Genomic DNA, 24776 nt, shown 5'->3' on the forward strand with positions numbered 1-24776 from the left:
CGCCACACATGCAATCCTCTCCAAATATTGCAATAGTTACTAAATGTGAACTAATGCGCTTGTCCCCTTCGGACGGCAGAACTAAAACCGATGTTCTTCCTGAACGCCCCCGAAAGGACCAAGACGTGAACACCGACCGAGTAGCCCTGATCGTCGACGAACCCATTCCTGGCCACTACTACTGGATCCTGCAGCGCCAGGACGGTGCAGCCTGTCGTGCGGTCGCTGCCGCCGAAGGCCCGCTGCCGAGCCACGGCCTGGCACTGATGGCGGGCACCACCGCGTTGCAGCGCCGCTTGAGTTCCCGCGTGCTCGACCGCCGCCCGCTGCCACCCGTGCTCGACTTCGAACAGCCCCGCATCGACTTCGCGCCGACCTCGCTTCAGTGAATTGCCGGTGCGCCGCAGACCGCACCTTGCCTTGATCGGACTCGATCGGGCAGTCGACCGGACAGGCCCTTTTGCGCGCTGTCCGATCGATCGCCGATCCATGTCCAGCGACAGACGCTGACGACAGTCAGCGATCGCCGTCGACATCCGCTCGACGCCGCCTCGCCGCACCCTCGCCGCGCCCTCGCTAATATCCGGTGCCAATGCGCGCCGCGATTCCTCACCCGAGTCTCTCCGCAGCACGTCGCTCTTATCCGGAGCGCGCCCCGAATCGCCCGGCAACCCGCATGGGCGTTGAAGAATATGCTTATCCGCATAAGGCGCGAACCAAAAAATAGTTTGCTTAGATAAGGCGTGCTTTTAAAGTCCGGGCTCCCTGGTTACAGCGGACCGTGGCACCACGATCGCCCCCAGAACGTTTATCACGATGTACCAATACACAGAATTCGACCGTCAGTTCGTGCACCTGCGTGCAGCGCAATTCCGCGACCAGCTGGAACGCTGGCAAGGCGGCAAACTCTCCGAAGACGAGTTCAAGCCGCTGCGCCTGCAAAACGGCTGGTATGTGCAACGCTATGCGCCGATGCTCCGCGTAGCCGTGCCTTACGGCGAACTGTCGAGCAGGCAAATTCGCGTACTGGCGCGCATCGCGCGCGAATACGACGAGCCGGAGGCCGAGGTCTACAAGACGGCACTCAAGACGCAAGGCAAGCTCGGCACGTTGAAACTGCCGACGCACTATGCGCACTTTTCGACGCGCCAGAACGTTCAGTACAACTGGATTCCTCTGGCCAAGAGCGCCGATGTGATGGACCTCCTGGCGTCGGTCGACATGCACGGCATCCAGACCAGCGGAAACTGCATTCGCAACATCACCAGCGACGAGCGCGCCGGCATCGCCATCGACGAAATCGCCGATCCGCGCCCTTTCGCTGAAATCATGCGGCAGTGGAGCACGCTGCACCCCGAGTTCGCCTTTTTGCCGCGCAAGTTCAAGATCGCCATCACCGGTGCCACCGAAGACCGCGCCGCCACCGGCTGGCACGACGTGGGCCTGCATCTGGTGAAGAATGATGCCGACGAACTGGGCTTTCGCGTTCAGGTCGGCGGCGGCATGGGCCGCACCCCGATCATCGGCACCGTACTGCGCCAGTTCCTGCCGTGGGACCAGATCATGAATTACCTCGAAGCGGTGGTTCGGGTCTACAACCGCTACGGCCGGCGCGACAACATCTACAAGGCACGCATCAAGATCCTGGTGAAGGCCGAAGGCCAGCGCTACATCGACGATGTCGAGGCCGAGTACAAGCAAATCGTCGAGCATGACGGTGCGCCGCACACCATCACGCAGGCCGAATACGACCGCGTGTCCGCCACCTTCGTCCCGCCGACGTTGGCCACGCGAGTGCTGCAGAGCGCCGAGCAGACCGCCATCGACCTGCAAAAGCACGCGGCCGACGACGTGCAGTTCGCACGCTGGCTGGCACGTAACGTGGCGCCGCACAAGAACCCTGCCCTGCGCGCAGTCACGCTGTCTTTCAAGCGCCTGCACCAGGCGCCGGGCGATGCGGATGCCGACCAGCTCGACACCATCGCGCAGCTGTCGGACCGCTTCTCGGCCGGCGAAGCACGCGTCACGCACGACCAGAACGTCGTGCTGCCTTGGGTACATGCAGAAGACCTGCACGCGCTGTGGCTGAACGCACGCGAAGCCGGCTTTGCCAGCGCCAACGTGCGCCTGCTCACCGACATGATCGCCTGCCCCGGCGGCGACTTTTGCGCGCTGGCCAATGCGCGCTCGATCCCGATCGCCGAAGCCATCACCGAGCGTTATCAAGACCTCGACGAGCTCGACGACCTCGGCGAAATCGATCTGCACATCAGCGGCTGCATCAACTCCTGCGGCCACCACCACAGCGGCCACATCGGCATCCTGGGCGTCGACAAGGATGGCAAGGAGTGGTACCAGGTCTCGCTCGGCGGCTCCGACGGCTCCGCGCTGAGCGGCACGCCGCAGGCCGGCAAGGCGGTTGGCCCTTCCTTCTCCGCAGCCGAGGTGCCGGAGGTGATCGAAGCGGTGCTCGGCACCTACCGCGACACGCGCAATGCGGGCGAGACTTTCATCGACACGCTGCGCCGAGTCGGGCACGACCCGTTCAAGGCGTCGGCCAACGGTGCGCGCTTCAGGGTGGAGGCCACGGCATGACCGCCTCCAGCCAAACGAAGTACACATTGCAGCTCGTCGCCAACGAAGACCATGTCGACGACGGCGACCCCAAGGTCATGCAACTCGCCAACGATGCCGATCCGCTCGCGATCGAGGTGTGCCTGGCCGACGTCGAGCGCATCGATCTCAACTTCCCCAAGTTCACCGACGGACGTGCGTATAGCCAGGCCTTTTTGCTGCGCCGCCGTCTCGGCTTCAAGGGCGACATCCGCGCCACCGGCGACGTGCTGATCGACCAGCTGGTGCAAATGGAGCGCACCGGCTTCAGCAGCGCGGTATTGAAAGAAGGCGTGGACGCCTCGGCGGCGCAACGCCAGTTCGAACGTTTCTCAGGCTTCTATCAGGGCGACGCAATACACACCGCGCCGCATTTCGCGACATGAACACCGACCTCGACCTCCAGCACGTCAACGCCGAACTCGGCCGCAATGCCCAGGGCCTCGTGGACTGGGCGATCGGCCTGGGCCAGCCCGCGATCGTCACCACCAATTTCCGCCCCTTCGAAGCTGTGATCCTGCACATGGTCACGCGCGCGAAGCCCGACGTGCCGGTGATCTGGATGGACAACGGCTACAACACCGAGGCCACCTACCGATTTGCCGATGAAGTGACAAAGCAGCTGGGGCTCAATCTGCACATCTACCTGCCGCGCCGTTCGCGTGCGCATCGCGAAGCAGTGGACGGCCCGATGCCCGCGCTGGACGACCCGCGCCATGCCGCGTTCACGCAAGAGGTGAAGCTGGAGCCCTTCGCGCGTGCGCTGCGCGAGACCGCACCGAAGGTCTGGTTCACCGCACTGCGTGCCACCGACACCGCCGTGCGTGCACAAATGGACCCGGTCAGTCTCAATCCGGATGGCTTGATCAAGCTCGCGCCGCTGCTTCACTGGTCGTCGAAAGACCTGTACGAATACTGCGAGGCGCATGGCCTGCCCAACAACTTCGACTACGTGGACCCGACCAAGGGCGAAGACAACCGCGAGTGTGGTCTGCACCTCGCGCATTGACGTCGCAACCTTGAACAGCCCCTCCCGATGAACGCCCGTACCGAAGCCGATCTGCTGCTCCCCGACATGCACTCTCCCGCGCGCCTTTCCAACACCCAACTCGATGCGCTCGAAGAAGAGACGATCTTTATCCTGCGTGAAGTCGCCGGCGCCTTCGAGCGTCCCACCCTCCTGTTTTCAGGCGGCAAGGATTCGCTGGTGCTGTTGAAGTGCGCCGAAAAGGCGTTCGGCTCGGGGCGCATTCCTTATCCGCTGCTGATGATCGACACCGGCCACAACTTCCCTGAAGTGACGGCCTTTCGTGATCACCGTGCGAATGAGCTAGGAGCGGAGTTGATCGTGCGCAGCGTCGAAGATTCGATGGCGCGCGGCACCGTGCGTCTGGCGCATGCGGGCGAGTCGCGCAACGCGCACCAGTCGGTCACGCTGCTCGAAGCCATCGAAGAGTTCCGCTTCGACGCGCTCATCGGCGGTGCCCGGCGCGACGAAGAAAAGGCGCGCGCCAAGGAGCGCATCTTTTCGCACCGGGACTCGTTCGGGCAGTGGCAGCCGAAGGATCAACGCCCGGAGTTGTGGACGCTTTTCAACACGCGGCACGCACCCGGCGAACACTTTCGAGTCTTTCCGATTTCCAACTGGACCGAGCTCGACGTCTGGCAATACATCGAGCGCGAGAACGTCGAGTTGCCTTCGATCTACTACACGCACAAGCGTGAAGTGGTCGAGCGCCGCGGCCTGCTGGTGCCGGTGACCGAACTCACGCCGCCGCGCGCCGGCGAGCAAGTCGAAGTCCGCGACGTGCGCTTTCGCACCGTGGGCGACATCACGACCACCTGCCCGGTCGCCAGCCTGGCAGCCGATGCGGGTGATGTCGTCATCGAAACGCTGACGGTGAATGTCAGCGAGCGCGGCGCCACGCGAATGGACGACATGACGTCCGAGGCTTCCATGGAAAAGCGCAAGAAAGATGGGTACTTTTGATGAACGCAACGACCCTCGCACCTGACTTGACCGAAGTCCTGAACCACGCGGGCGACACCGGTACGGCTTTGCGCTTCATTACCTGCGGCAGCGTCGACGACGGCAAGAGCACGCTCATCGGCCGGTTGCTGGTCGACAGCAAGACCGTGCTGCAAGACCAGCTGGCAGGCGTGCAGCGCGGTGGTGAAACCGACCTTGCGTTGCTGACCGATGGCTTGTCGGCCGAGCGCGAGCAAGGCATCACGATCGACGTGGCCTACCGATATTTCTCGACTGCCAAGCGAAAGTTCATCATCGGCGACGCGCCCGGACACGAGCAATACACCCGCAACATGGTTACCGCCGCTTCGGCCGCCGACGCCGCCGTGGTGCTGGTCGATGCGACCAAGCTGGGATGGGCCGGCGAAGTGCTCGACGGTGAAGTGGTCCAGCAGGACCTGCTGCCGCAAACCCGCCGGCATACGCTGCTGTGCAACCTGCTGCGCGTGCAGTCGATCGTCTTCGCGGTCAACAAGCTTGACGCGATGGACGATGCCGATCTCGCCTTTGAGCGTATCTCGTCGGCGATCAACGGCTTTGCCGAAGCGGCCGGTGTGGCGGTCGCGGCCATCGTGCCGATCTCCGCGCTGAAGGGCTGGAACGTCGCGACGCATTGCACCGAGCGCGCCGACTGGTGCGGCTACAGCGGTCCGACCCTGCTCGAACTGCTGGAGCAACTGCCGGTGACCGCGCAAGACGAAGCCGTGCCGTTTGCCTTTCCGGTGCAGTGGGTCGAAAAGTTCTCGTCATCGGCCGACACCTCGCAAGGCCGCCGCATCTTCTGGGGCCGGGTCGCCAGCGGCCACGTCGAGCCCGGCCAGCGCGTGACCTTGCTGCCGAGCAACCAGACCGCGACCGTTGCGCAGGTGCTGAGCCATACGCGTCAGCCGAAGACCGTGCATGCGGGCCACAGCGCCGGCATCGTGTTGGATCGCGAACTCGATGTGTCGCGCGGCGACTGGCTGCTGGCGCCCGACGCCTTCGAGCCGGTGCGGGAAATCACCGCCACCGTCGCCTGGCTCGACGATGAACCGCTTGTGGCCGGCCGCATCTACTGGGCGCTGCAAGGGCATCGCTGGGTCAAGGCCAAGGTCGCTCGCATCATCGACCGAGTGAACATCACGACGCTCGAATCCGAGCCGACTGCGCAGTTGGAAGCCAACGCCATCGGCGACATCGTGCTGGCGTTGCAACAGCCGCTCGCTGTGCTGCCGTTTTCGCAATCGCGCGCCCTCGGCTCGCTGGTGCTGGTCGACACCGCCACCAACAAGACCTCGGCTGCAGTGCTGGTGCAACCCGCCAGTTAAAATTCAGGGTTTCCCCGATCGCTTTGCCTCTCAAAAGAACATGACACACGTCGTCTCCGAATCGTGCATCCGCTGCAAATACACCGACTGCGTGGACGTGTGTCCCGTCGACTGCTTCCGTGAGGGTCCCAATATGCTGGTGATCGATCCGGACGAGTGCATCGATTGCGCGGTGTGCATTCCCGAGTGCCCCGTCAACGCGATCTACGCTGAAGAAGACCTGCCGGCAGACCAGCTGGCTTTCATCAAGCTCAATGCCGAGCTGGCACTGGCCGACGGCTGGAAGAGCATCACCAAGCGCAAGCCGCCGCCGGCCGACGCCGACGACTGGAAAGACAAGACCGACAAGATCGGGGAGCTGGTGCGCTGACCACTCTCGGCACGCCGATCGAGACCGACGCCCTCATCATCGGCGCCGGCCCGGTCGGGCTGTTTCAGGCCTTCCAACTTGGCCTGCTCGAAATCTCCTGCCACATCGTCGATGCGCTGCCTGCTGCGGGTGGGCAATGCGTGGCCCTGTATGCAGACAAGCCGCTCTACGACATTCCGGGCACGCCAGTTACCAGCGGTCGTCAACTTGCGCAGTCGATGTTGCAGCAGGTCGCACCGTTCAAGCCGGAGTTTCACTTCGGCGAGCAGGTAGCGACGCTAGAACGTCAGGCGGACAACCGCTTCCTTTTGAGCACCTCCAACGGCACCGCATTTCTGGCGAAAACCGTGTTCGTTGCAGGCGGTGTCGGCGCCTTTGTGCCGAAGCGCATCGCCATCGACGGCATCGCGCAATTCGAAGGCACACGGCTTTTCTATCACCCCGAATCACTGACTGGCTTTGCCGGCAAGACGGTGGTGGTGAACGGTGGTGACGACGTTGCGCTCGACACCGCCATTCGGCTGATCGACATCGCACAGCGCGTGATGCTGCTGCATCGCCGCGACGGGTTTCAGGCCGAAGAAGCCACCGTCGCCCGCTTTCGCATGCTGGTAGCCGATGGCAAGCTCGGCTTCAGCGTCGGTCAACCGACTGCGTTCGACGAGCGCCGTCTGCAGATCACGACACCCGACGCGCAAACAGTCGATCTGCCACTCGATGCGCTCATCGCCTGCCTCGGCATTTCGCCGCGCCTCGGGCCCATTGCCGATTGGGGACTGGCGCTCGAACGCAAGCAAGTGCCGGTCGATACGGCAAAGTTCGAAACCCGCGAACGCGGCGTGTTCGCTGTCGGCGACATCAACACCTATCCAGGCAAGAAGAAGCTCATCGTCTGCGGGTTTCACGAGGCGACACTGGCGGCCTGGGGCGCAGCCGAAATCGTGTTTCCGGGCAAGTCGATCCCGCTGCAGTACACGACGACCAGCACGCGTTTGCACACCCTGCTGGGTGTCGATCACCCGCGCTGAACCGGTGCATGGAGTGCGTCTCCACGAAAAGGGCCCTACGAGAAATGGGTACTGCGAAGGCGGGCCTTAGGGTCAGCCACTACCGCTAGATTCCCTTTTCCACCATGTCGAGCAGCCGCTGGCCCATGGCTTCTGCCTGCACCGCCGGTATCCCTCGCAGCGGGCCGTCGATGGTGAGCATCGCCAACCCGTGAACGGCACCCCAAGCCAGAAACTCAGCACCCGGCCGGCGCTCGGGAGCTAACACGCCGGCTTCGACCATCTGGTCAAGCGCTGCGGCAAGCAGCTGAAAAGGATCGAGCCCGGTGTTGCCGGCCTTTTCCTTTTCATGCGTGATGTCGATCTTGTCCGGCGCAACGAAAGCCATCCGGAACAGGCCTGTTTCCGCCAGCGCAAACCGCATGTATCCGGTGCCCACTGCCCGCAAGGCGGCGCGTGCCGCGGCGGCGCCCTTCAGCCTTCGCGGCACCTTGTCGAGTTCAGCCTCCATGGCAACCGCTACTGCGGAGACTGCCGCAGCGCGGACGGCCTGCAGCAACTCCTGACGACTCGCAAAGTGCCGATATGCGGCGTTGGGGACCACGCCAGCGCGCCGGGTCGCTTCACGCAAGACCACAGCGTCGGGGCCGCCAGCACGAGCGAGCTCGATGCCGGCGTCGAGCAAGGCACGGTACAGATCGCCATGCCGATAGGTGCTGCGCGCCGGCGCGGAAACGACGATCGGGTCGGGCGGCACCAGGTGTTCGCGGGGACGCATTGCTTTCTCCATGTGGACAGCGTCCATTCTCTTTGTTATTCTATTGTGTACGGCGTACACAAAATCAGATTCGAAGAAACACAACACGCTTCGCCGTCACCTGCAACGTCAACATTTCCCCGGATCTTTTTTCCTTAACCCAAGGAGCATCGCCATGAATATCCAGCCCTACATCTTCTTCGAAAGTAACTGCGCCGAAGCCATGCGCTTCTACGAGAAGGCGCTTCGCGGCAAGCTCGAAATGATGGTGACGCACGCCGAAATGCCCGACTTCGACGCCACCAAATTCCCGCCCGGTACTGCCGAGCGAATCATGCATGCGCGACTCGTGGTCGACGGCCAGGTGCTGATGGCATCGGACAACGGTTCCGGCATGCCATACGACGGCATGAAGGGCTTTACCGTCACCCTCACCTACCCGGATGTCGCCGAAGGAAAGCGCGTGTTCGATGCGCTGGCAGAGGGCGGACAGGTGCGCATGCCCTTTGGCAAGACCTTCTGGGCCGAAGCATTCGGCATGACGGTCGATCGCTTCGGAACGCCGTGGATGGTCAACGCCGGCTTGTCCAATCCGACATCGCCGACCTGAAACATGAGCGGCATTCCCCGCTTTGGCAGTTCGCTCGACTCGCGCAAGCGCTGGCTCACGCTGATGGTTCTGTGCCTCGGCGTGCTGATGATCGTGCTCGACACGACCATCGTTAATGTCGCGCTGCCTTCGATCCGCGCCGATCTCAAGTTCTCCGAGACGTCGTTGGTGTGGGTCGTCAATGCGGGCTATCGACAGGCATTTACGGTCGGCGCGTTGTTCGCGGCGGCGGCCGGTGTGATCGGCGCGGCGTGGCTGCGCACGGCCTCGCCGTCGGCGGCGGCATCGCCGTCCTCGTCGACCACCCCGTCCTCATGACGGCGCCCCTCCACTACCTCTTCAAGTTCCCCTCTCAACCCTCGTTCAGAAAGTTCTGCCATGGCTCGCTATGTCGATGGATTCGTCGTTCCGGTTCCGACCGTCAAACTGGATGCCTACCGGCGCCTCGCGCGCAAGGCCGGCAAGATATGGAAAGAGCATGGCGCGCTCGAGTACATCGAGTGCGCCGCCGACGATGTGAAGCCCGGCAAGCTCACGTCGTTCCCGCAGAGCGTGAAGCTGAAAGACGATGAAACGGTCGTCTTCTCGTGGATCGTTTTCAGCTCGCGCAAGCAGCGCGACGTCGTCAACGCCAAGGTCATGAAAGACCCGAGACTGGCTGACATGATGGACCCGAAGGCGATGCCGTTCGACGGCAAACGCATGATCTGGGGCGGCTTCAAGACACTCGTCGAACTCTGATCGGGGTTGCGGGTCGCAACACGACTCGCCCTTGCTTTTCTGTCGCTAGAATTCGGTCACCTCGCGTTCCGGCGCAAGGCCGCTAGGGGTGTTGACGCGCAGTTCTTTTCTGCGCCGAGACTGAGAAAGTCCCTTTGAACCTGATTGAGGTAATCCTCGCGCAGGGAAGCATGTTCAGAGCCGCAGCACTTCTCTCAGTCTGCAGAAAGCTCCGCAAGCCGACCTGCCATCACGTCGGAAGAACGTCATGGCACCCCGCAGTTCCGCCCAGAAGAAGTCTGGCCCCCGATGGCGCACCGCGCCTGTTCCCCAGGCGTTGGCCACTTTGTTCCTGATGGCGGCCGCGAGCGGCCAGGCGCAAACCACGCTGCCCGCCATCACCGTGAACGACCAGACCGCACCGGTGCAAGCGGACATCAGCGGATTCGGCGACGTGCCTTTGCGCGAGTTGCCCATCACCGCAACTGTTATCGGCAGCAAGCAGATCCAGGACAGTGGCGCACGCCGACTGGCCGACCTCACCAAGTTCGATTCGTCGGTGACAGATGCCTACAACGCGGCCGGCTACTGGGACTATCTGACGGTGCGCGGCTTTGTGCTGGACAACCGCTTCAACTACCGGCGCGAGGGCTTGCCCATCAGCGCCGAAACGTCGATTCCGCTCGACAACAAGGAGCGCGTCGAGATCCTGCACGGCACCAGCGGCATCCAGGCCGGCACCAGCGCCCCCGGCGGGCTGGTCAACTACGTCGTCAAGCGGCCGACATCGCAAGACCTGCGCGAAGTGCGCATCGAAACGACGAGCCGCGGCAGCGTGCTGGGCGCGGTCGACCTCGGCGGCCGCTTTGGCGACGACAAGCAGTTCGGCTACCGGCTCAATGCCGTCAACGAAAACCTGAAGCCGCTCACGCACAACCTGGACGGCAACCGCAACCTCTTTTCGCTCGCGGCGGATTGGCGCATCACGCCGGACTCGTTGTTCGAAGCGGAGATCGAATACAGCCACAAGGCGCAGCCGAGCCAGAACGGCTACAGCCTGCTCGGCAACGTGTTGCCTTCGGTGCCGAATCCGCGCCTCAACCTCAACAACCAGCCGTGGTCCCAACCCTCGGTATTCAATGCGCTGACCGGCAGCCTTCGCTTCACGCAGGCCATCAACGCCGACTGGCGCTGGAGTGCGCAGATCGGCCAGCAGCGCCTCAAGACCGACGACCGCCTGGCCTACGCTTTCGGCTGCAGCGCCGAAGGCAACTACGACCGCTACTGCTCCGACGGTACCTTCGACTTCTACGACTTCAGGAGCGAAAACGAACGACGTCGAATGACCGCCGGCCAAGTCAACCTGAAGGGCAACGTGATGACCGGCAGCGTGAAGCACGAGCTCGGCTTCGGCATCTTGCAGAGCCGCGTGCGCAACCGGTTTGAAGACCAGGCCTACAACTACGTCGGCACCGGCAACATCTTCGGTACGGCGGTGGTGCCGGCCGACCCGACGATGGACATCCCCAACACCAATCGCGACGAGCGCTCGACCGAGTACACGGTGCAAGACGCCATCCATTGGAACGACAAGTTCACGACATGGCTCGGCGTGCGCTACACGCACCTCAGTCGCGGCAGCGTGCGCACCGACGGCTCCGACCCGACGCAGTACAGCCAGAACATCACCACCCCGTGGGTCGCGGCCAGCTACGCGTTTCAGCCCGGCTTGCTCGGCTATGTGAGCTGGGGCAAAGGCGTCGAATCGGAGATCGTGCCGAACAGGGCGTCGCAGTACAGCAATGCCGGCGAAGCCTTGCCCGCCCTCACCTCCAAGCAGTGGGAGATCGGCCTGAAGGGCGGCGGCAACGTGGCGGACGGTGCCCTCAATTGGCAAGTGGCGTACTTCGACATCTCGCGGCCGATGACCAACCTCGACAGCTGCGACGCCAGCGGCGCGTTGTGCAACGGTCAATACGACGGCCGCGCCGTGCACCGCGGACTCGAAGCCAATGCGCAATGGACAACAGGACCGTGGCGCTTTGGCGGGGGCGTGACCCTGATCGACGCCAAGCGTCGCGACAGCACGTTAGACCCTGCCGCCAACGGACAGCATCCGACCAACGTGCCCAACCAGGTAGTGCGCGCGCTGGTCGGTTACCAGTTCGCCGCCGTGCCTGGCCTGAGCACGCAACTGCTGATGTCGCACGAAGGCCGACGCAACGTGCTGCCCGACGGATCGATCCAGCTGCCGTCGTGGACCCGCTTCGACGCCGCGCTGCGCTACGACACCAAGCTCAACAACGTGAACACGAGCTGGACCGTAGGCGTCGAAAACCTGGCCGACCGCAGCTACTGGAAAGAGTCCCCCTACCAGTTCGGCCACGTCTACCTGTTCCCCGGCGCACCCCGTACGCTGAGGCTCGCGTTCACCGCGTCGCTGTAATGCGACGAAGCGTGAGCCCCAGCCAGGAAGCCCGAAAAAGCCACGCTATAATCTGAGGCTGTATTCCTCGATAGCTCAGTTGGTAGAGCGCCGGACTGTTAATCCGTAGGTCCCTGGTTCGAGCCCAGGTCGAGGAGCCAAGAATTTGCTATACCTAGCAGCTACTTAGCCCACCCCTCATAGGGTGGGCTATTTTTTTGGCTGTACGGTACTCAGCACCTACTCAGCAGCGCGTTCAACAGCAGGCCCTGCAGCTTTGAGCACTTTCATTTCGCCGGGTAGTCTTGCCACTGCCTCTTCCATCCGCGCGGTTTGTCGCTCAAGCATCTGCTGAAACTGCGCTAGCTCTCCGCCGAACCCCAGCTCGTGCCGTACCGCAACCAAGAGCGGGAGAAATTTGTCGTTCAAGCTCTTCATAGTGGCGACCACATGCTGTAGGTACGCCATCTGCAGTGCGATCCCTGTGTTCTGATGACCCTGCCGCGCTTCAGCATGGCTCTGCGCCTGCTTGGAGAAGAAATCGAACGATCGCTGTAATCGTTGAAATTTGTCCGGATCGACCTCGCCTGATTCGTTGTACGCCGTCATCTCGGCGAGCACTCGCTTTACCTGCAAGTGCGCATCTTTGTGTAGGGAATCTTGAGTGGCCGCATGCGCTCGCTCCAACTGGATTTTTCCAGCCTTCGGGACGCAGCGCATGAAGGCCGCGCCGTACTCGGACAGAACTCCGCTTGCAAACTCGGCGGTAGCTGGTTCACCGACCAACTGCAGCTTGATCATTGCGGCCGAAAAATTGGCCAGTTCAAGTTGCGCATCGAGCCTTGTAAAGTCCAACTGCGGCAGCACGCCCATCCGGCCGTTGAGGTGCACAGTCGCCTCTGCAGCTGGTAGATAAACGTCACGTCTGAGTGCGGCCCTTCTTTCTGTCGCCTTCTCTTCGGAGTCATGCTTGAGTTGCAAGGCGAGTTGCCGCGCGCTGTGGCCGTTGCTGACCTTCATCGTGACATACGAGACAAGCGCTGTTCCTAGCGCCGCCCACACCGCAATGGGAATCCGGCTTATTGCGTCAATGACCTGAGTAAGAAGATTCATTTGGCGCCTTGAATCGCCCCGGGATTCGTGGAGGCTGATTGGTTTAAGTCAGGCCCGCCACCGTGGTGGCTTGACTGGCGAGTTGCCGGTAGTAGTTTGCCTCAGCTTCTGCAGGCGGGATGTACCCGATGGGTTCGAGCAGCCGCTGATTGTTGAACCAGGACACCCATTCGAGCGTCGCGAATTCCACGGCCTCCTTGGTCTTCCACGATGCTCGGCGATGAATCAATTCGGCTTTGTAGAGTCCGTTGATGGTCTCGGCCAAGGCGTTGACGCTCCTATGTCAAGCGGGGCGCACGGAGTCCGCCAAGTCGGCAAGGATCAGCGGGTAAAGCTCGCGAACGATGTAGCGCTTGAGGCAGCGATGGATTTCCTTTTTCAACAAGCCCTCTTCGGTGCGCCTGACGACGTAGTCGCGGGTGCGGGCATCACTTCTCATTCGAACCATGGCGATGGTCCAGAGGGCGTTCATCGCCCTCGAGGCTGATTTTTTAAGTTCACGGGCTGCACCGGGCTCCGAACCCAGCCTGCAATACCTCCGCGGTTTATCAGGCCGACGACCAGCGAGCGTCGGCAGCGCATCCGCGAGACTAAGGCATCAATCGGACCTTGAAAGAAGGCCTGGCATCAAGGCGAAGCCAATGCCGTGTCACCCAGCACCGGGCTTCTGACCAAAGATCATGCAGAATCGTCGCCTTTTGCGGTTCGCCGTGACACCCGTAACGCACGAAGGCACCGCATGCAAGACCACTATCTCGCCCTGGGTGTCAGTAGTAGCGCGAGCCTGGCGGACATCAAGAAGGCCTACCGCCGCCAAGCCGCCCGGCACCACCCGGACCGCAGCTCTGCCCCGGATGCCGCCACGCGTTTCCGCGTTGTACAGGAGGCCTATGACATCCTCGGCGACCAGGCCAAGCGTGAGACCTACGACAACAACCGCAAGCGTAATCTTCTCGACGATCCGATCGAAACGGCGCGCGGGATCTGGTCAGACTATTTCCACCGGCTCATCTAGGCCTCGATGCACGTATCCCCCTTCTTCCGCAATCTGCATTCCTCCTACCTGGCAGAACTCGACGACATGCGCCACGACTCCGATGGGCAGTTCGTGCTGGACCGGCGGCTGGCCGAGCGGCGCAGCGAGATGGCGTTCCTGGTCAACATGCTGGAAGTCGCTCCCGAGATGGTGGCGGTCTTGCTGCACAAGGCCTTCCACTTCACGTCCACGCCGGCTATGGACCAGTTGCTGACCTGCGAGTCCGGAGACCTTACCGCGTGGGAGAGCCTGCGGGAAAGCATCGACATCGCCCCCTGGGCCAAGGCCACCGTGCAATTGCTGCGTGAGCAGGCCGCCGGTGACAACTTCCTGAGCGTGGCTGCCGCTTTGGAATACATGGCGGGCAGCACTCGGCATGCGCCAGTCCTTACAGGCGACCAGGACGACAGCGAAGAAGACGCGGACAACCCCGATGCCGAGCACGACACGGACGATCGCCATCCGCTGTCGGCCGACGACCTGGACGACGCCGATGGCCAGACCCGCGAGGACGCCCGCGCTGACTGGATGGCCGAGCACGGCTTCGACCGCAAAGACTGAATTGCCCCGCGCGCAAAGCACCCACCGCAATGAACCACCTCACCCTGATCACGAAGACCCAGAGCCTGATTGCCGCAGGCGACATTGCCGGCGCCGAGTCCGCCCTCACCGAACTGGCCGACACCGAGGGCGACAGCGCGCTGATGGTGGTGCTGGACCAGTTGGAGCCCAAGGACATCCTGGCAGTGATGCGCGAGTACGACCCGTCCCGCGAGTCGGTTGTGAGCCTGCTGGTCACCCCCGCGCAGTTCGCGCACGCCATCGTCATCGAGAAGCGCTACAAGGATCTCACCCACACGCACCTGCGCGGCATGGTGAACGCCATCGTCTTCCGGGAGGACGCGGACCCAGTGGCGTTCTTGACCGCCGTGGGCGATCTGGAGGGCGGCAGCGAAGCCATGGCCAACTACTTCGCCGAGAAGTGGGCGCGCATCGAATCCTTCGCCCGCAGCGGGAACTTTGACACCGATGAAGAAGACGGCGAGATGATGTCGGAGTCCGAGCTGCTGGCGTCGGCCTACCTCAACCCCAGGGTCCATCTGGACGAGGTCGCCGACCAGGACTGGATGGAGCTGGCCTGGCGCATGCGCTACGAGTGCCCCGACCTGTTCACCGAGACCTTGCTCGTCTTGCGTGCACAGGCGCGCGCCCATAACCTCGGCGTGGGGAACGAGGAAGAGACTGATGAAGAAGACACGCGCGTGGAGACCCGCGACACCGACCGCGGCCACGGCACACCGGCGGCGCGCGACGACGAGGAAGAGTCGGCGATCTGACGGCCCCATCCACAGCGCCTGAATCCACGATGTCCACGCCCTCGCATATCGCCCCCCAGCCAGTCGCTCTGTTCGACGAGCGGCCCTTCTTCGAGAAGGCCCTGCAGCACGGCGTGCGCCACGGCATCATCGCACCCGCCAAGCTGGCCGCCATGTGCCAGGAAGCGCCCAAGGGCATGGTGCAGATCGCACGCTATTTCGGCACCGAGTACCTGCGGCCCGACCTGGAAAGAGCCAGGGACCGGCTGATCAACCTGGTGAGCTTGTACCTGGAACATTCGACCGGCGGCGACCTGAATCAGGCCGCCGAGTCCCTGCGCGACCACAGTTTGCTGTCGCGCTCCAAGGGCGGCTCAGACATGCTCAAGGCGCTGATCGCCATGCCCCAGAGCAGCCATTTCGGCATGCAGGAGCACGGAGTCTTCAAGGACAAGCACATCCCCTTGCTTGCCAAATGGTCCCTGCGCAGCCTGCCCGAGTACCAGGCCGAGCGCGCCGCGCGCAGCCTCGCTACGACCTTGGTGGAAGCAGCCGTCTGGATGGCGGCCCAGCTGGGCCTGGATGCCGATGACCTGGAGGATGCCGGCAAGGACGCGGAGGCCGTAATGCGCACAGCGCTGCTGGTGCGCGCATGCCGGCGCAGCGCCATGCCGGATTGGACCGCGTTCGAGAAGATGGTGCTGGGCCTGCGTACGAAATACGCGTCGCGGGCCGATGACCCGGCGGCGCCGGTCCCCATGGGCTTGCCCAAAGACCTGCCGGCGAAGTACCTGGCGGTGGTGCAGTCCGTGCGGGCTTCTGTCGTGCAGGACATGCCCCGGATCCTGGATGCCACGCTCAGCGTGCGCAAGCTCTTCGACCAAACGCCGGCCCTCGTGGGCCGCTATTTCTGGTCTGAGGACGCCATGGCTGACCTGGACCATTTCGAGCGCAGCGACAGCCTCTTGTGGAAGAAGGCCACCGCGGGCCACAGCGACGACAGTTCGCTGCTGACACTGTTCCTGCGCATCGCCACGCACGGCAAACACGCCACGCTGCTGACCGGAAAGACCGCAGCAACCTTGGTCAAGAAGATCCGGACCTCAGGCCTGGATGCCGATCTGCCCCGGCAGTTCGTGCTGCAGCACGCCCCGGTGTCGCTGCGGCGCGACTACCTGCACCTGTGGAACGCCTTCATCGACGAAGCCGAGCCTGTGCTGCGCAGCGACGGGGTGCAAGCCACCGAGGATGCGTTGGCGCTGCTGCGCCAAGAGTGCAATATTACCGAGTAGGCATAGAGCGAGGGCGCTCCCCTGGATATGCCATGAGTCCCAAGCTTCGTCGGTAATCACATCGAACGCGTCAGCTCGGCATCCGCGATACGTGCCAGCCATCCCGGCCATCGATAGTGGGCACCGCGATCCGAATGCACGACAGGCCGGTTGCTGCCGATGTCGATCGTCTCGATAGGGGCATCCAGCATCGTGTTCACGAGCTGCGCGTCCGGGCGCATCCCGATCGTCCAACTGACCACCTTGCCATCGAAGCAGTCGATCACGGGCGACAGGTACACCTTGCCTGCCGGAATGTGGAACTCCGAGATGTCGGTGAGCCATTTCTCGTTGGGAGCACCCGCGGTGAAGTTGCGGTTGACGAGGTTGTCTGGCGCTGGACTGATCTCGCCCACATAGGAACCATACCGACGCCGCTTGGGCGTCGCAGCGACCAGGCGCTCATGATTCATCAAGCGCTGCACCACCTTCTCACAAATGTGCGTGCACTGGCTGCTCAGTGACGCCCGCATCCGACGGTACCCATAAGCACCACCACTGGCGGCGAATGCAGCTTTCAAATGCACGCTGGCTTGGCACACTAGAGGCGGGATCTGCCTGCGTTTGCGTGCCGCGTAGTAGCCTGGGCGGCTGACCTCCAGCACCCGGCGGAGTTGCTCCACCGGCACGGCGTTGTCCTTGTGTTGCAGCTGCTCGATGAGTTGGAAGCTCATCGCAGTTCGCGGGCAAAGAAGGCCGAGGCTTTTTTCTCTTCAATCGAATGCACTCATTTGCGGCGGCGGTCGCCTAGCGTTTGAGATGCTTCCCCCGCATGAACCGACCTGCAGGGAACGGTCATGGAAACCAACGCGGAAACCACAACTTGGAAACTTGGTCTTCCGCCGCGTACGCGCGCCAGTGCGCGCACGTACAAAACGGAGAACGGCGACCGCGGGGTATGTCGAGAGCTGAGGGATCCCATCTGAGGCACCTCCGCTATGACCCAAGAGGCACTTCAGCGCCCGCCAGCACCACCTCCACCGGAGCCGCCACCGCCACCACCCCCGGCTCCTGCCCCGCCACCGCCACCTCCTCCACCGCCAGATCCGCCGCCACCTGCGCCAGCTCCACCGCCTGACCCACCGCCGCCTGCGCCAGCTCCACCTCCTGACCCGCCACCAGATCCGCCGCCGCCTGACCCGCCGCCCCCGGCGCCAGCTCCGCCAGCACCACCACCCGATCCGCCACCCCCTGCCCCGCCACCGCCGCCAGATCCGCCCCCGCCTGCGCCAGACCCACCACCAGCTCCGCCGCCAGACCCGCTACCGCCTGATCCGCCGCCCCCTGCGCCAGCTCCACCGCCTGACCCGCCGCCCCCTGCACCAGCTCCACCACCAGCACCGCTGCCGCCGGCGCCTGCGCCAGGTCCAGCCCCGCCAGATCCCCCTGCTCCTGCTCCTGCTGCGCCAGCACTCGACGCACTGCTCGCAGAACCGCTTCCACTGGCGGATGCTGCAGAAACTACGGTCGATCCTGAAGAGCCTCCGCCGGATGCAGTAACAGCTGCAGAGCCGCTGGGGGAAGGTCCGCCTGATGCTGGTAGGCCAACGTGATCCATGCAGCGCGAGTCTCCAAGCACGCGCCTCACAAAGTCACAGGGTTCCCGAAAAGGCTCGGGGCGCTGGGGCGTGCGGACTGCCAACACTGCCGGAGAGACATTGGGCATGACGACGGGCGGCCGAGGTGAGGGAATGCGGTCGTCGTTACTCCGCAGAGGTTCCGGTCGCCGAGACGTTGCATCCGAGGAGAAGCCGGCAGGGGAATCATTCCTTCCGGTCACCCGGCTCGTGCTCTGTCCGGCCCACGTTGTCGAACTGTGGGCCTCCCCTTGCGCATAAGCGGTCGAACCCTTGCTGTTTACAGAGGGCGGCGCGTTGGCACGCTCGGGCAAGCGATCAGATGTTGGAGGAATCGCTTTCAGGTCCAGAGGTGACGCTGTGTTCTGCGTAATTTCACTCTGTTCCGGTGAAGCCTTGCGTGGCTCACCAACAGGATCGAGGGAGGGTGCCAGCAGTAGCCCAGCTGGTGCAGGCAAGCTCTGATCGGCTGGGGTCACGGCCGTAGCGTCGACGCTTGTGATAGCCCGGGACAGATCTCGGTCCGAACGTGGATTCGCGCCCCAAAACGCAAAAAATGCGGCTACGACTGCACTCGCAAAGAAGCCCGCCGCTAACAAGGCTGGAGCGGAAAACCAAATTCGTCCTTTACTTGGATCGAGTTCTCCACTGGGCGGCTCGAACGGCTCAAGAAAGATGGGTTGCCGACCCGGCAGCAAGCCGCCTAGCGCGACTCGCCTCGCAAAAGGTGCTTCTGACCCGTCCTCCGTGCGTCGCGCGTCAGCGGACAAAGGCTTTGGCTGCAGTGACGCGATCTCTCCGCTCGTGCTGCAGTTGGATGCCTTTGACTCAACTGTGTTCGCACACCACTCCGAGCCGGCTGGAGTGCGGGCCGGCCGGGGCGCCTCGCCGTTCAAGATCTTCCTGGCAGCGACTTCACCGAAATCCCGACGAAATGCGCGATCGATCATTTCCCACTGCTCGCCTGCGGCAGCACGACCACCGAAATCACGATGAAAGGCTTGCTCTACCAAATCCCATTGCGCTTGTACCGAAGAGTGCCGGCTTCCATCTGCGGGCGCGTCGGGGGGCCCGCCTCCTCCGGCGTGGTTTTCGACAAACGGTTCGCGGCGCATGGTGGTTCGCTCAGCTGGAGGTCATGTGAAGGTTTCACATCTTGCTGATGGTGCCGAGTTTGCGTGTAAGGCATTAGCGCTAACGTCGTAATCTAGATGCCTGTCTAAACGATCGATCGACCCTGCAGTCAATCGCAGGTCATTCCGTAGACGCGATTGCTCAAGAACAGCGTCGGGGATCACGTGTGCGCCTTCCGTGCGCTCGACACGGCAGTGCCGGCGCAGCAGATCGCCGTGGGGCAAAATTTGGCATATATGATATATATTATTGACGCATTCTTCGACGTTTTGCCGTCTTAGCACCCCGTATCCGCAGTTCCCAAACAGGAGCGCTCCGAATGATTCTTGGTGGACTGGCAGACGACCTCACCGGCGGCCTCGAACTTGCTGCGATGCTTGTCGCCGAAGGTGTATCGACGTTGCTTGCAACCTCGGCCAGCGCCGCCAAAGCCATCGGCAACGCAGACGCAGTCGTCATCGCACAGAAGACCCGCATCGCTCCCGCACCCGAAGCGCGCGCGCTGTTCGAAGCCGGCGCCTCGGTCTTGCGCGCCGCTGGCGCACGCCAGCTCTTCTTCAAGTACTGCGCCACCTTCGACTCCACTGACACGGGCAACATCGGGCCGTGTATCGAGGTGCTCATGGCGCAAACGGGCAGCGAGTTCACTGCGTGCTGCCCGACCTTTCCTGAATACCAGCGCGCTGTTTTCCAGGGCCATCTTTTCGTCGGTGATCGCCTGGTGAGCGAGTCGCCTAAGAAGGACGACCCGGTGACGCCGATGACCGATCCCGACCTGGTGCGGGTACTGCAACGGCAGACGACCCAACGCGTCGGGTTGATCAGCCATCTCGACGTGCGTGCCGGCGCAACCGCCATCGCGCAGCGCGTCGCCATGCTCCGCAGCGAAGGCATCGACTGCGCCATCGCCGATGCGGCCGACCATCAAGACCTTGCGCATTTGGCTGAAGCCACCGTGCACTGGCCGTTGATGACGGGCGGCTCGTCGCTCGCGGCGCACTACCCTGCCCTGTGGCGCCAGCTCGGCTGGCTCGACAGTCGGCGCGCGCCCGATGACTTCCCGCCAGTGCGCGGCCATGGCGTCGTGCTGGTCGGTAGTTGCGCCGAACAAACGCGGCGCCAGCTCGACGTCTTCGCGCGCTCCCATCCTGTTCTTGCACTCGACTTGAAGGCGCACGTCCGCGGCGATGACGTGGTCGGCGCCGCACTGGCGTGGGCAGACGCGCGCTTGTCGGTCGAGCCTATCGCTGTGTCGACGTCGGACACGCCGGCCAATGTCGCACTGTTGCAGGCTGAGTTTGGCGTCGCACGGCTTGCCGCATCCGCGGAAGACTTGCTGGGTCGCATCGCCAGTGGATTGCGTGCACGCGGCGCACGGCGTTTTTTAATTGCGGGTGGCGAAACTTCGGGCGCTGTGCTGGCGCATCTCGGTATCGATCGGCTGCAGGTCGGTCCGTTCGCCGGGCCATCGTTGCCGCTGGCACTGGATGTCACTTCAACTTCGACCAACTCATCGTCTGACCCGCTCGTGGTGTGCCTGAAGTCCGGCAAGCTGGCCGGCCTCGACGCATTCGAGGTGGCGCTCGACCGCATGGCAAGCGGCGGCTCGGTCGTGTCCGCTGCCACTGCTGAGGAGCAACCCGCATGACCGAACGCGAGCAAATCGTCGAAGCCTATCTTCGACTCGACCGAGAAGGCCTCAACCGTGGCAGCAGCGGCAACGTCAGCGTGCGCTGCGGCAGCGAAGGCTTGTTGATATCACCAACAGGCATCGATGCCGCGCGCATCGATGCTGCGAGTCTTGTCGAACTCGGGCTCGATGGCCGCGAGCGAAGCGCTGGCGTGCCGTCGAGCGAATGGCAAATGCATGCTGAGATATACCGACACTTTCCCGAGACGCACGCCGTCGTCCACACCCATTCGGACGCCTGCGTCGCACTCGCCTGCCAGCGCATGGACATCCCCGCCTTTCATTACATGGTCGCGGGTTACGGCGGCAACAGCATTCGATGCGCGCCCTACGCTACCTTCGGGTCGGCCGCGCTCGCAAGCAATGCAGTCCTGGCGCTGGAACGTCGCACCGCCTGCTTGTTATCGAACCACGGCATGCTCAGTCGCGCAGCAAACCTCCGTGCCGCTGTCATCACCGCCATCAAGCTGGAGACGCTCGCGCGCCACTACTGGATGACGCTGCAACTCGGCGCGCCCACGCTGTTGAGCGACGCGGAAATGCAGGAGGTGCACGAGCGCTACAAGGTCTACGGGCGCTCGCGGATGGCCGGCTGACAAGTGCCTGAAATGCGTTCAGCGTTTGGCTGCAGCCACCTTGCGTGCCACCCCGCTCGCCCGTGTCGGCAATGCCTGCTCGGCCTGGTTCTGCGGATACGGCGCTTCACCGCGATCGATGCGTTCGAGCAGCGCGACGAACTTTCTCCCGCCTTCGATCGTGTCGGCTTTGATGGCCGCGCGCACCTTGGCCGGGTCGCGCTTCTTGAGCCCGTCGATGATGGCCAGATGCTGATGCTCGCCGTCGTAAGTGGGTGCCGCATCGGGGTACTGCAGGTTGAGCATCGGGCCGTTGCGCAGCCAGATGCCTTCGATCAGCGCAAGCAGTTCAGGCATTGCCGCGGCCGCATAGACCGCGTGATGAAACTGCCAGTTCACGCGCACGGCAGCGGGCCAGTCGTGGTCGTCCTGTGCCTTGATCAACGCCTTGTGCAGGTCCTGGATTTCGCGCAGTTGCGCGGGCGTGACGTTGCGCGCCGCGGCTTCGCCGGCCATGCCTTCGAGCTTGAGGCGGATGGCGCGCAGCTCCAGGTATTGCGCCAACGTGAGCGGCGCGGCGCAGATCGATCGGCCCGCGTCCATGTCGAGCACGCGCTCTCGCACCAGCTGCATCAGGGCCTCGCGGCAGGGCGTTTCGGAAACGTTCATCGCGACCGCGAGGTCACGAATCTTGAAGCGATAGCCGGGCCAGAACCGGCCTTCCATCAGGCCGGCGCGGAGTTCGTCGTAGACCTGGGTCGTGAGGCTTTCACGTCCGATCGAGCGGACGTGAGGCTGAGGCGACGCGAGTCCGGCAGAAGCTCTTCCCATGGCAGGCGTTCCGTTATTTTGAGTATTTGACAGGGATATATCATGCAACAAGCCGCACCCAGCACGCTTCGAATTCAAGGTTTGACAGCACCGGCCGAGGTCTGACGAGACGCGTGGTTTATCCCGCACATTCGCGCCGGCAGCAGCCGGGATGCGTTCTTCGTGCAAGGCTACGTGCACGCGCAAGACCGCCTTTGGCAAATGGATGCGACGCGTCTGAAGATGGCCGGTCGCTGGGCCGAATGGGCCGGCCCTTCTGCCGTGGCGGCCGATGCATTGGCGCGACGACTCGGCGGCAGCCGAGCCTCGCAAGCCGACTACGCCGCACTCGGCTCCGATGCACGCGCCATGCTCGACGCCTACGCCGAAGGCGTGAACGCATACCTCGCCGAAGGTCATCCGCTGCCGATGGAATACAGCCTGCTCGGGGCCGCGCCTGAACAGTGGGAACCGTGGCAAAGCATCGCGGTGATGCGCTACCGCGGTTTCCTGATGGGCTCGGTGTGGTTCAAGCTGTGGCGCGCGGCGGCACTCGGCGCTATCGGCCCCGACGACATCGCCAAGCTGCGCTACGACGATGGCGATGAGAATGGCCATGGCGACCTTCTCTGCATCCCGCCCGGCGCCGAAGCCGCGCGCTGGATCGCCAGCCTGCAAGACCTCGCACCCGCTATCGAGGCGCTCGCGCAGCTCGGTGCATCGGATGCGACTGGCGGCGGCAGCAACAACTGGGTGGTCGGGCCATCGCGCACCGCCTCCGGCCGGCCGCTACTGGCAGGCGACCCACACCGTCAATTCGAGATGCCTGGCATGTACGTGCAAACGCATCTGGCTTGCGGTGAGTTCGATGTCATCGGCCTCACCGTGCCGGGCGTGCCGGGCTACCCGCACTTTGCTCACAACGGCCGCGTGGCCTGGTGCGTGACCCACGCCTTCGCCGACATACACGATCTCTTCGTCGAGCAGTTCAAGGACGGCGGTGCGCGCTATTGGTACAAGGACGAGTGGCTCGACAGCACCGTGCGCAATGAGGTCATCACGGTACGTGGCGCCGAGCCCGTGACCATCGATATCGTCGAGACCCGACATGGGCCGATCGTTGCCGGCTCGCCGGCGAATGGCAGCGCCATCGCACTGCGGTCGGTTCAATTCGCCCTCTCCGACCGATCCTTCGACTGCCTGCCGCGCATGCTCAAGGCCGAGACGGTCGATGCGCTGTTCGAAGCGACCCGCGGCTGGGGCCTGATCGATCACAACCTGGTCGCAGCCGATGTCGATGGCCGCATCGGTCACCTGGTGCGCGCCGTGGTGCCGCACCGCCCGCGCCTCAACGGCTGGCTGCCCGTGCCGGGCTGGACCGGCGACTACGATTGGAAAGGCGAGATCCCCTGGGACGACATGCCCAAAACGTTCGACCCGCCGCGCGGCTACCTCGCCACCGCAAACAACCGCTTCGTTGCGGAGCAACCGGGAGACCGCCACTACTTCTGCACCGACTGCCACCCCTCTTATCGCGCCCGTCGGCTAGAGACACGACTCGCCGCTTTGCCTTCAGCAACGGTCGACGACATGGCCGCGATGCATGGCGATGTGCTCAGCCTGACCGCGCCGCTGTTCCAGCAACGACTGCGCGACTTGCCGCCACAACCCGCAGAGGCCGGCCGGATGCAGGCTTTGATCGTCGACTGGGACGCACGCATGACGGCCGACTCGGTCGCGGCCGCGGCGTATGCGGCGATGCGTTGGCAACTGGCGGGCGTGCTGCTCGAGCGCTCGGGATTGAATGCGACCAAGAGCGATCCGTTCACCCAAGTGCCGCCCGGCGTTGTGCCGGTCAATCAGCTATGGTGGACGCTGCCGAACCTTCTCCGCACCGACGACCGTTCGCTGCTCGGTGGCACGCAGTGGTCAGACGCTTTCGCAGAAGCGCTGGCTCGCGCAGCACGGATTTTCGATGGTCGCCCCTGGGGCGAACACCACACGGCAGCGCTGTCTCATCCGCTCGCCGCGCAGTTCCCGGAGGCCGCTGCGCAGCTGAATCCGCCCGGCGCGCAAGTCGGCGGCGACAACGACACGGTGATGGCCAACGGCAGCCTGTCGACCGGAGGGTTGAACGCGCTCTACGGGGCGGTCGCACGCTATGTGTTCGACGTCGGCGCTTGGGAAAACTCGAAGTGGATCGTGTTTGGCGGCGTCTCAGGTCAACCCGAAAGCCCGCACTACACCGACCAGCACGCGGCGTGGTCGCAATGCAAGATGGTGCCGATGCACTACGACTGGGATGTGATCGCAGCAGCCTCGACCCGCACCGCGATGGTTCCGGCAGACTGAAGCA

The 24776-nt window shown here is 63.6% G+C and carries 22 protein-coding genes, 1 tRNA gene, 4 pseudogenes and 1 riboswitch; of the genes and pseudogenes, 20 read left to right on the forward strand and 7 right to left on the reverse strand.

Annotated elements, in window-relative coordinates:
• The first annotated feature begins 125 nt into the window (after positions 1-125).
• The 8 genes from RCH10_RS15920 to RCH10_RS15955 all read left to right on the forward strand — a co-directional run bounded on the left by RCH10_RS15920 (position 126) and on the right by RCH10_RS15955 (position 7347).
• Complete coding sequence (locus RCH10_RS15920; protein ID WP_187051778.1) at positions 126-389, forward strand: hypothetical protein; 264 nt, start codon at positions 126-128, stop codon at positions 387-389.
• Positions 390-816: 427 nt separating this feature from the next.
• Positions 817-2595, forward strand: coding sequence for a nitrite/sulfite reductase (locus tag RCH10_RS15925; RefSeq protein WP_409053135.1), 1779 nt, complete (start codon positions 817-819; stop codon positions 2593-2595).
• Entirely contained in the window at positions 2592-2999 is a 408-nt protein-coding gene (locus RCH10_RS15930) for a DUF934 domain-containing protein (protein ID WP_323495869.1), read from the forward strand. Before RCH10_RS15925 ends, RCH10_RS15930 begins: the two co-directional genes overlap by 4 nt.
• The gene (locus RCH10_RS15935; protein WP_409053136.1) at positions 2996-3622 is read left to right on the forward strand and encodes a phosphoadenosine phosphosulfate reductase family protein; all 627 of its coding nucleotides are present in this window, start codon (positions 2996-2998) and stop codon (positions 3620-3622) included. The genes RCH10_RS15930 and RCH10_RS15935 overlap by 4 nt, the downstream gene beginning before the upstream one ends.
• A 27-nt stretch (positions 3623-3649) precedes the next feature.
• The gene (gene cysD, locus RCH10_RS15940) at positions 3650-4603 is read left to right on the forward strand and encodes a sulfate adenylyltransferase subunit CysD (RefSeq protein WP_187051774.1); all 954 of its coding nucleotides are present in this window, start codon (positions 3650-3652) and stop codon (positions 4601-4603) included.
• A complete protein-coding gene (locus RCH10_RS15945; RefSeq protein ID WP_409053137.1) occupies positions 4603-5949 on the forward strand; it encodes a sulfate adenylyltransferase subunit 1 in 1347 nt (448 codons plus the stop codon). The genes cysD and RCH10_RS15945 overlap by 1 nt, the downstream gene beginning before the upstream one ends.
• Before the next feature lie 40 nt (positions 5950-5989).
• Positions 5990-6319, forward strand: coding sequence for a ferredoxin FdxA (gene fdxA, locus RCH10_RS15950; protein ID WP_323495865.1), 330 nt, complete (start codon positions 5990-5992; stop codon positions 6317-6319).
• Positions 6277-7347 carry an NAD(P)/FAD-dependent oxidoreductase gene (locus RCH10_RS15955; protein WP_409053213.1) on the forward strand — a complete coding sequence of 357 codons (1071 nt, stop codon included), beginning with the start codon at positions 6277-6279 and terminating at the stop codon, positions 7345-7347. Before fdxA ends, RCH10_RS15955 begins: the two co-directional genes overlap by 43 nt.
• An 85-nt stretch (positions 7348-7432) precedes the next feature.
• Here the strand turns inward: RCH10_RS15955 and RCH10_RS15960 are convergent, their stop codons facing one another.
• Positions 7433-8104 carry a TetR/AcrR family transcriptional regulator gene (locus RCH10_RS15960; RefSeq protein WP_409053138.1) on the reverse strand — a complete coding sequence of 224 codons (672 nt, stop codon included), beginning with the start codon at positions 8102-8104 and terminating at the stop codon, positions 7433-7435.
• Positions 8105-8258: 154 nt separating this feature from the next.
• Here RCH10_RS15960 and RCH10_RS15965 point away from each other — a divergent pair, with 154 nt between their 5' ends.
• The 5 genes and pseudogenes from RCH10_RS15965 to RCH10_RS15985 all read left to right on the forward strand — a co-directional run bounded on the left by RCH10_RS15965 (position 8259) and on the right by RCH10_RS15985 (position 11999).
• Positions 8259-8693 carry a VOC family protein gene (locus RCH10_RS15965; RefSeq protein WP_409053139.1) on the forward strand — a complete coding sequence of 145 codons (435 nt, stop codon included), beginning with the start codon at positions 8259-8261 and terminating at the stop codon, positions 8691-8693.
• A 3-nt stretch (positions 8694-8696) separates the two neighbouring features.
• Positions 8697-8879, forward strand: a pseudogene (locus RCH10_RS15970) (hypothetical protein); the annotation flags it as partial.
• A 192-nt stretch (positions 8880-9071) separates the two neighbouring features.
• Positions 9072-9434, forward strand: coding sequence for a DUF1428 domain-containing protein (locus tag RCH10_RS15975; protein WP_409053140.1), 363 nt, complete (start codon positions 9072-9074; stop codon positions 9432-9434).
• A 74-nt stretch (positions 9435-9508) separates the two neighbouring features.
• Positions 9509-9618, forward strand: a riboswitch (TPP riboswitch).
• Positions 9619-9681: 63 nt separating this feature from the next.
• The gene (locus RCH10_RS15980) at positions 9682-11859 is read left to right on the forward strand and encodes a TonB-dependent siderophore receptor (RefSeq protein ID WP_409053141.1); all 2178 of its coding nucleotides are present in this window, start codon (positions 9682-9684) and stop codon (positions 11857-11859) included.
• A gap of 64 nt (positions 11860-11923) precedes the next feature.
• A tRNA-Asn gene (locus tag RCH10_RS15985) sits at positions 11924-11999 on the forward strand.
• A gap of 79 nt (positions 12000-12078) precedes the next feature.
• Here RCH10_RS15985 and RCH10_RS15990 read toward each other — a convergent pair.
• The 3 genes and pseudogenes from RCH10_RS15990 to RCH10_RS16000 form a co-directional block, all read right to left on the reverse strand.
• Positions 12079-12951, reverse strand: coding sequence for a hypothetical protein (locus RCH10_RS15990; RefSeq protein ID WP_409053142.1), 873 nt, complete (start codon positions 12949-12951; stop codon positions 12079-12081).
• Between the two features lie 43 nt (positions 12952-12994).
• A pseudogene (locus RCH10_RS15995) lies at positions 12995-13222 on the reverse strand (IS3 family transposase); the annotation flags it as partial.
• A 12-nt stretch (positions 13223-13234) separates the two neighbouring features.
• On the reverse strand, positions 13235-13423 hold the full coding sequence (locus RCH10_RS16000; protein WP_409053143.1) for a hypothetical protein: 189 nt from the start codon (positions 13421-13423) through the stop codon (positions 13235-13237).
• Between the two features lie 267 nt (positions 13424-13690).
• Between RCH10_RS16000 and RCH10_RS16005 the strand changes: the two genes are divergently transcribed.
• Genes RCH10_RS16005 through RCH10_RS16020 form a run of 4 tightly spaced genes read left to right on the forward strand, consistent with a single transcriptional unit; the run spans position 13691 to position 16595 of the window.
• Positions 13691-13966, forward strand: coding sequence for a DnaJ domain-containing protein (locus RCH10_RS16005; RefSeq protein WP_409053144.1), 276 nt, complete (start codon positions 13691-13693; stop codon positions 13964-13966).
• Positions 13967-13972: 6 nt separating this feature from the next.
• On the forward strand, positions 13973-14548 hold the full coding sequence (locus tag RCH10_RS16010; RefSeq protein ID WP_323501980.1) for a hypothetical protein: 576 nt from the start codon (positions 13973-13975) through the stop codon (positions 14546-14548).
• A gap of 29 nt (positions 14549-14577) precedes the next feature.
• A complete protein-coding gene (locus tag RCH10_RS16015; RefSeq protein WP_409053145.1) occupies positions 14578-15324 on the forward strand; it encodes a hypothetical protein in 747 nt (248 codons plus the stop codon).
• A 29-nt stretch (positions 15325-15353) separates the two neighbouring features.
• The gene (locus RCH10_RS16020; protein WP_409053146.1) at positions 15354-16595 is read left to right on the forward strand and encodes a hypothetical protein; all 1242 of its coding nucleotides are present in this window, start codon (positions 15354-15356) and stop codon (positions 16593-16595) included.
• A 59-nt stretch (positions 16596-16654) separates the two neighbouring features.
• On the opposite strand, the pseudogene RCH10_RS16025 reads toward RCH10_RS16020, so the two are convergent.
• Together RCH10_RS16025 and RCH10_RS16030 are read right to left on the reverse strand one after the other, a co-directional pair.
• Positions 16655-17323 (reverse strand): annotated as a pseudogene (locus RCH10_RS16025) (IS3 family transposase); the annotation flags it as partial.
• A 247-nt stretch (positions 17324-17570) separates the two neighbouring features.
• Positions 17571-18047 (reverse strand): hypothetical protein, encoded by a 477-nt coding sequence (locus RCH10_RS16030; RefSeq protein WP_409053147.1) that lies wholly within the window; start codon positions 18045-18047, stop codon positions 17571-17573.
• Positions 18048-19664: 1617 nt separating this feature from the next.
• On the opposite strand from RCH10_RS16030, the gene otnK reads away from it, so the two are divergent.
• Together otnK and RCH10_RS16040 are read left to right on the forward strand one after the other, a co-directional pair.
• On the forward strand, positions 19665-20993 hold the full coding sequence (gene otnK / locus RCH10_RS16035; RefSeq protein ID WP_409053148.1) for a 3-oxo-tetronate kinase: 1329 nt from the start codon (positions 19665-19667) through the stop codon (positions 20991-20993).
• Positions 20990-21631 carry a class II aldolase/adducin family protein gene (locus RCH10_RS16040; protein ID WP_409053149.1) on the forward strand — a complete coding sequence of 214 codons (642 nt, stop codon included), beginning with the start codon at positions 20990-20992 and terminating at the stop codon, positions 21629-21631. The genes otnK and RCH10_RS16040 overlap by 4 nt, the downstream gene beginning before the upstream one ends.
• An 18-nt stretch (positions 21632-21649) precedes the next feature.
• Here RCH10_RS16040 and RCH10_RS16045 read toward each other — a convergent pair whose 3' ends face one another.
• Positions 21650-22441 (reverse strand): GntR family transcriptional regulator, encoded by a 792-nt coding sequence (locus tag RCH10_RS16045; RefSeq protein ID WP_409053150.1) that lies wholly within the window; start codon positions 22439-22441, stop codon positions 21650-21652.
• A 117-nt stretch (positions 22442-22558) separates the two neighbouring features.
• Between RCH10_RS16045 and RCH10_RS16050 the strand changes: the two are divergent.
• A pseudogene (locus RCH10_RS16050) lies at positions 22559-24772 on the forward strand (penicillin acylase family protein); the annotation flags it as partial.
• Positions 24773-24776: the final 4 nt, after the last annotated feature.

Origin of the sequence: Variovorax sp. GrIS 2.14, from assembly GCF_046115955.1 — a bacterium.
GTDB lineage: Bacteria > Pseudomonadota > Gammaproteobacteria > Burkholderiales > Burkholderiaceae_C > Variovorax.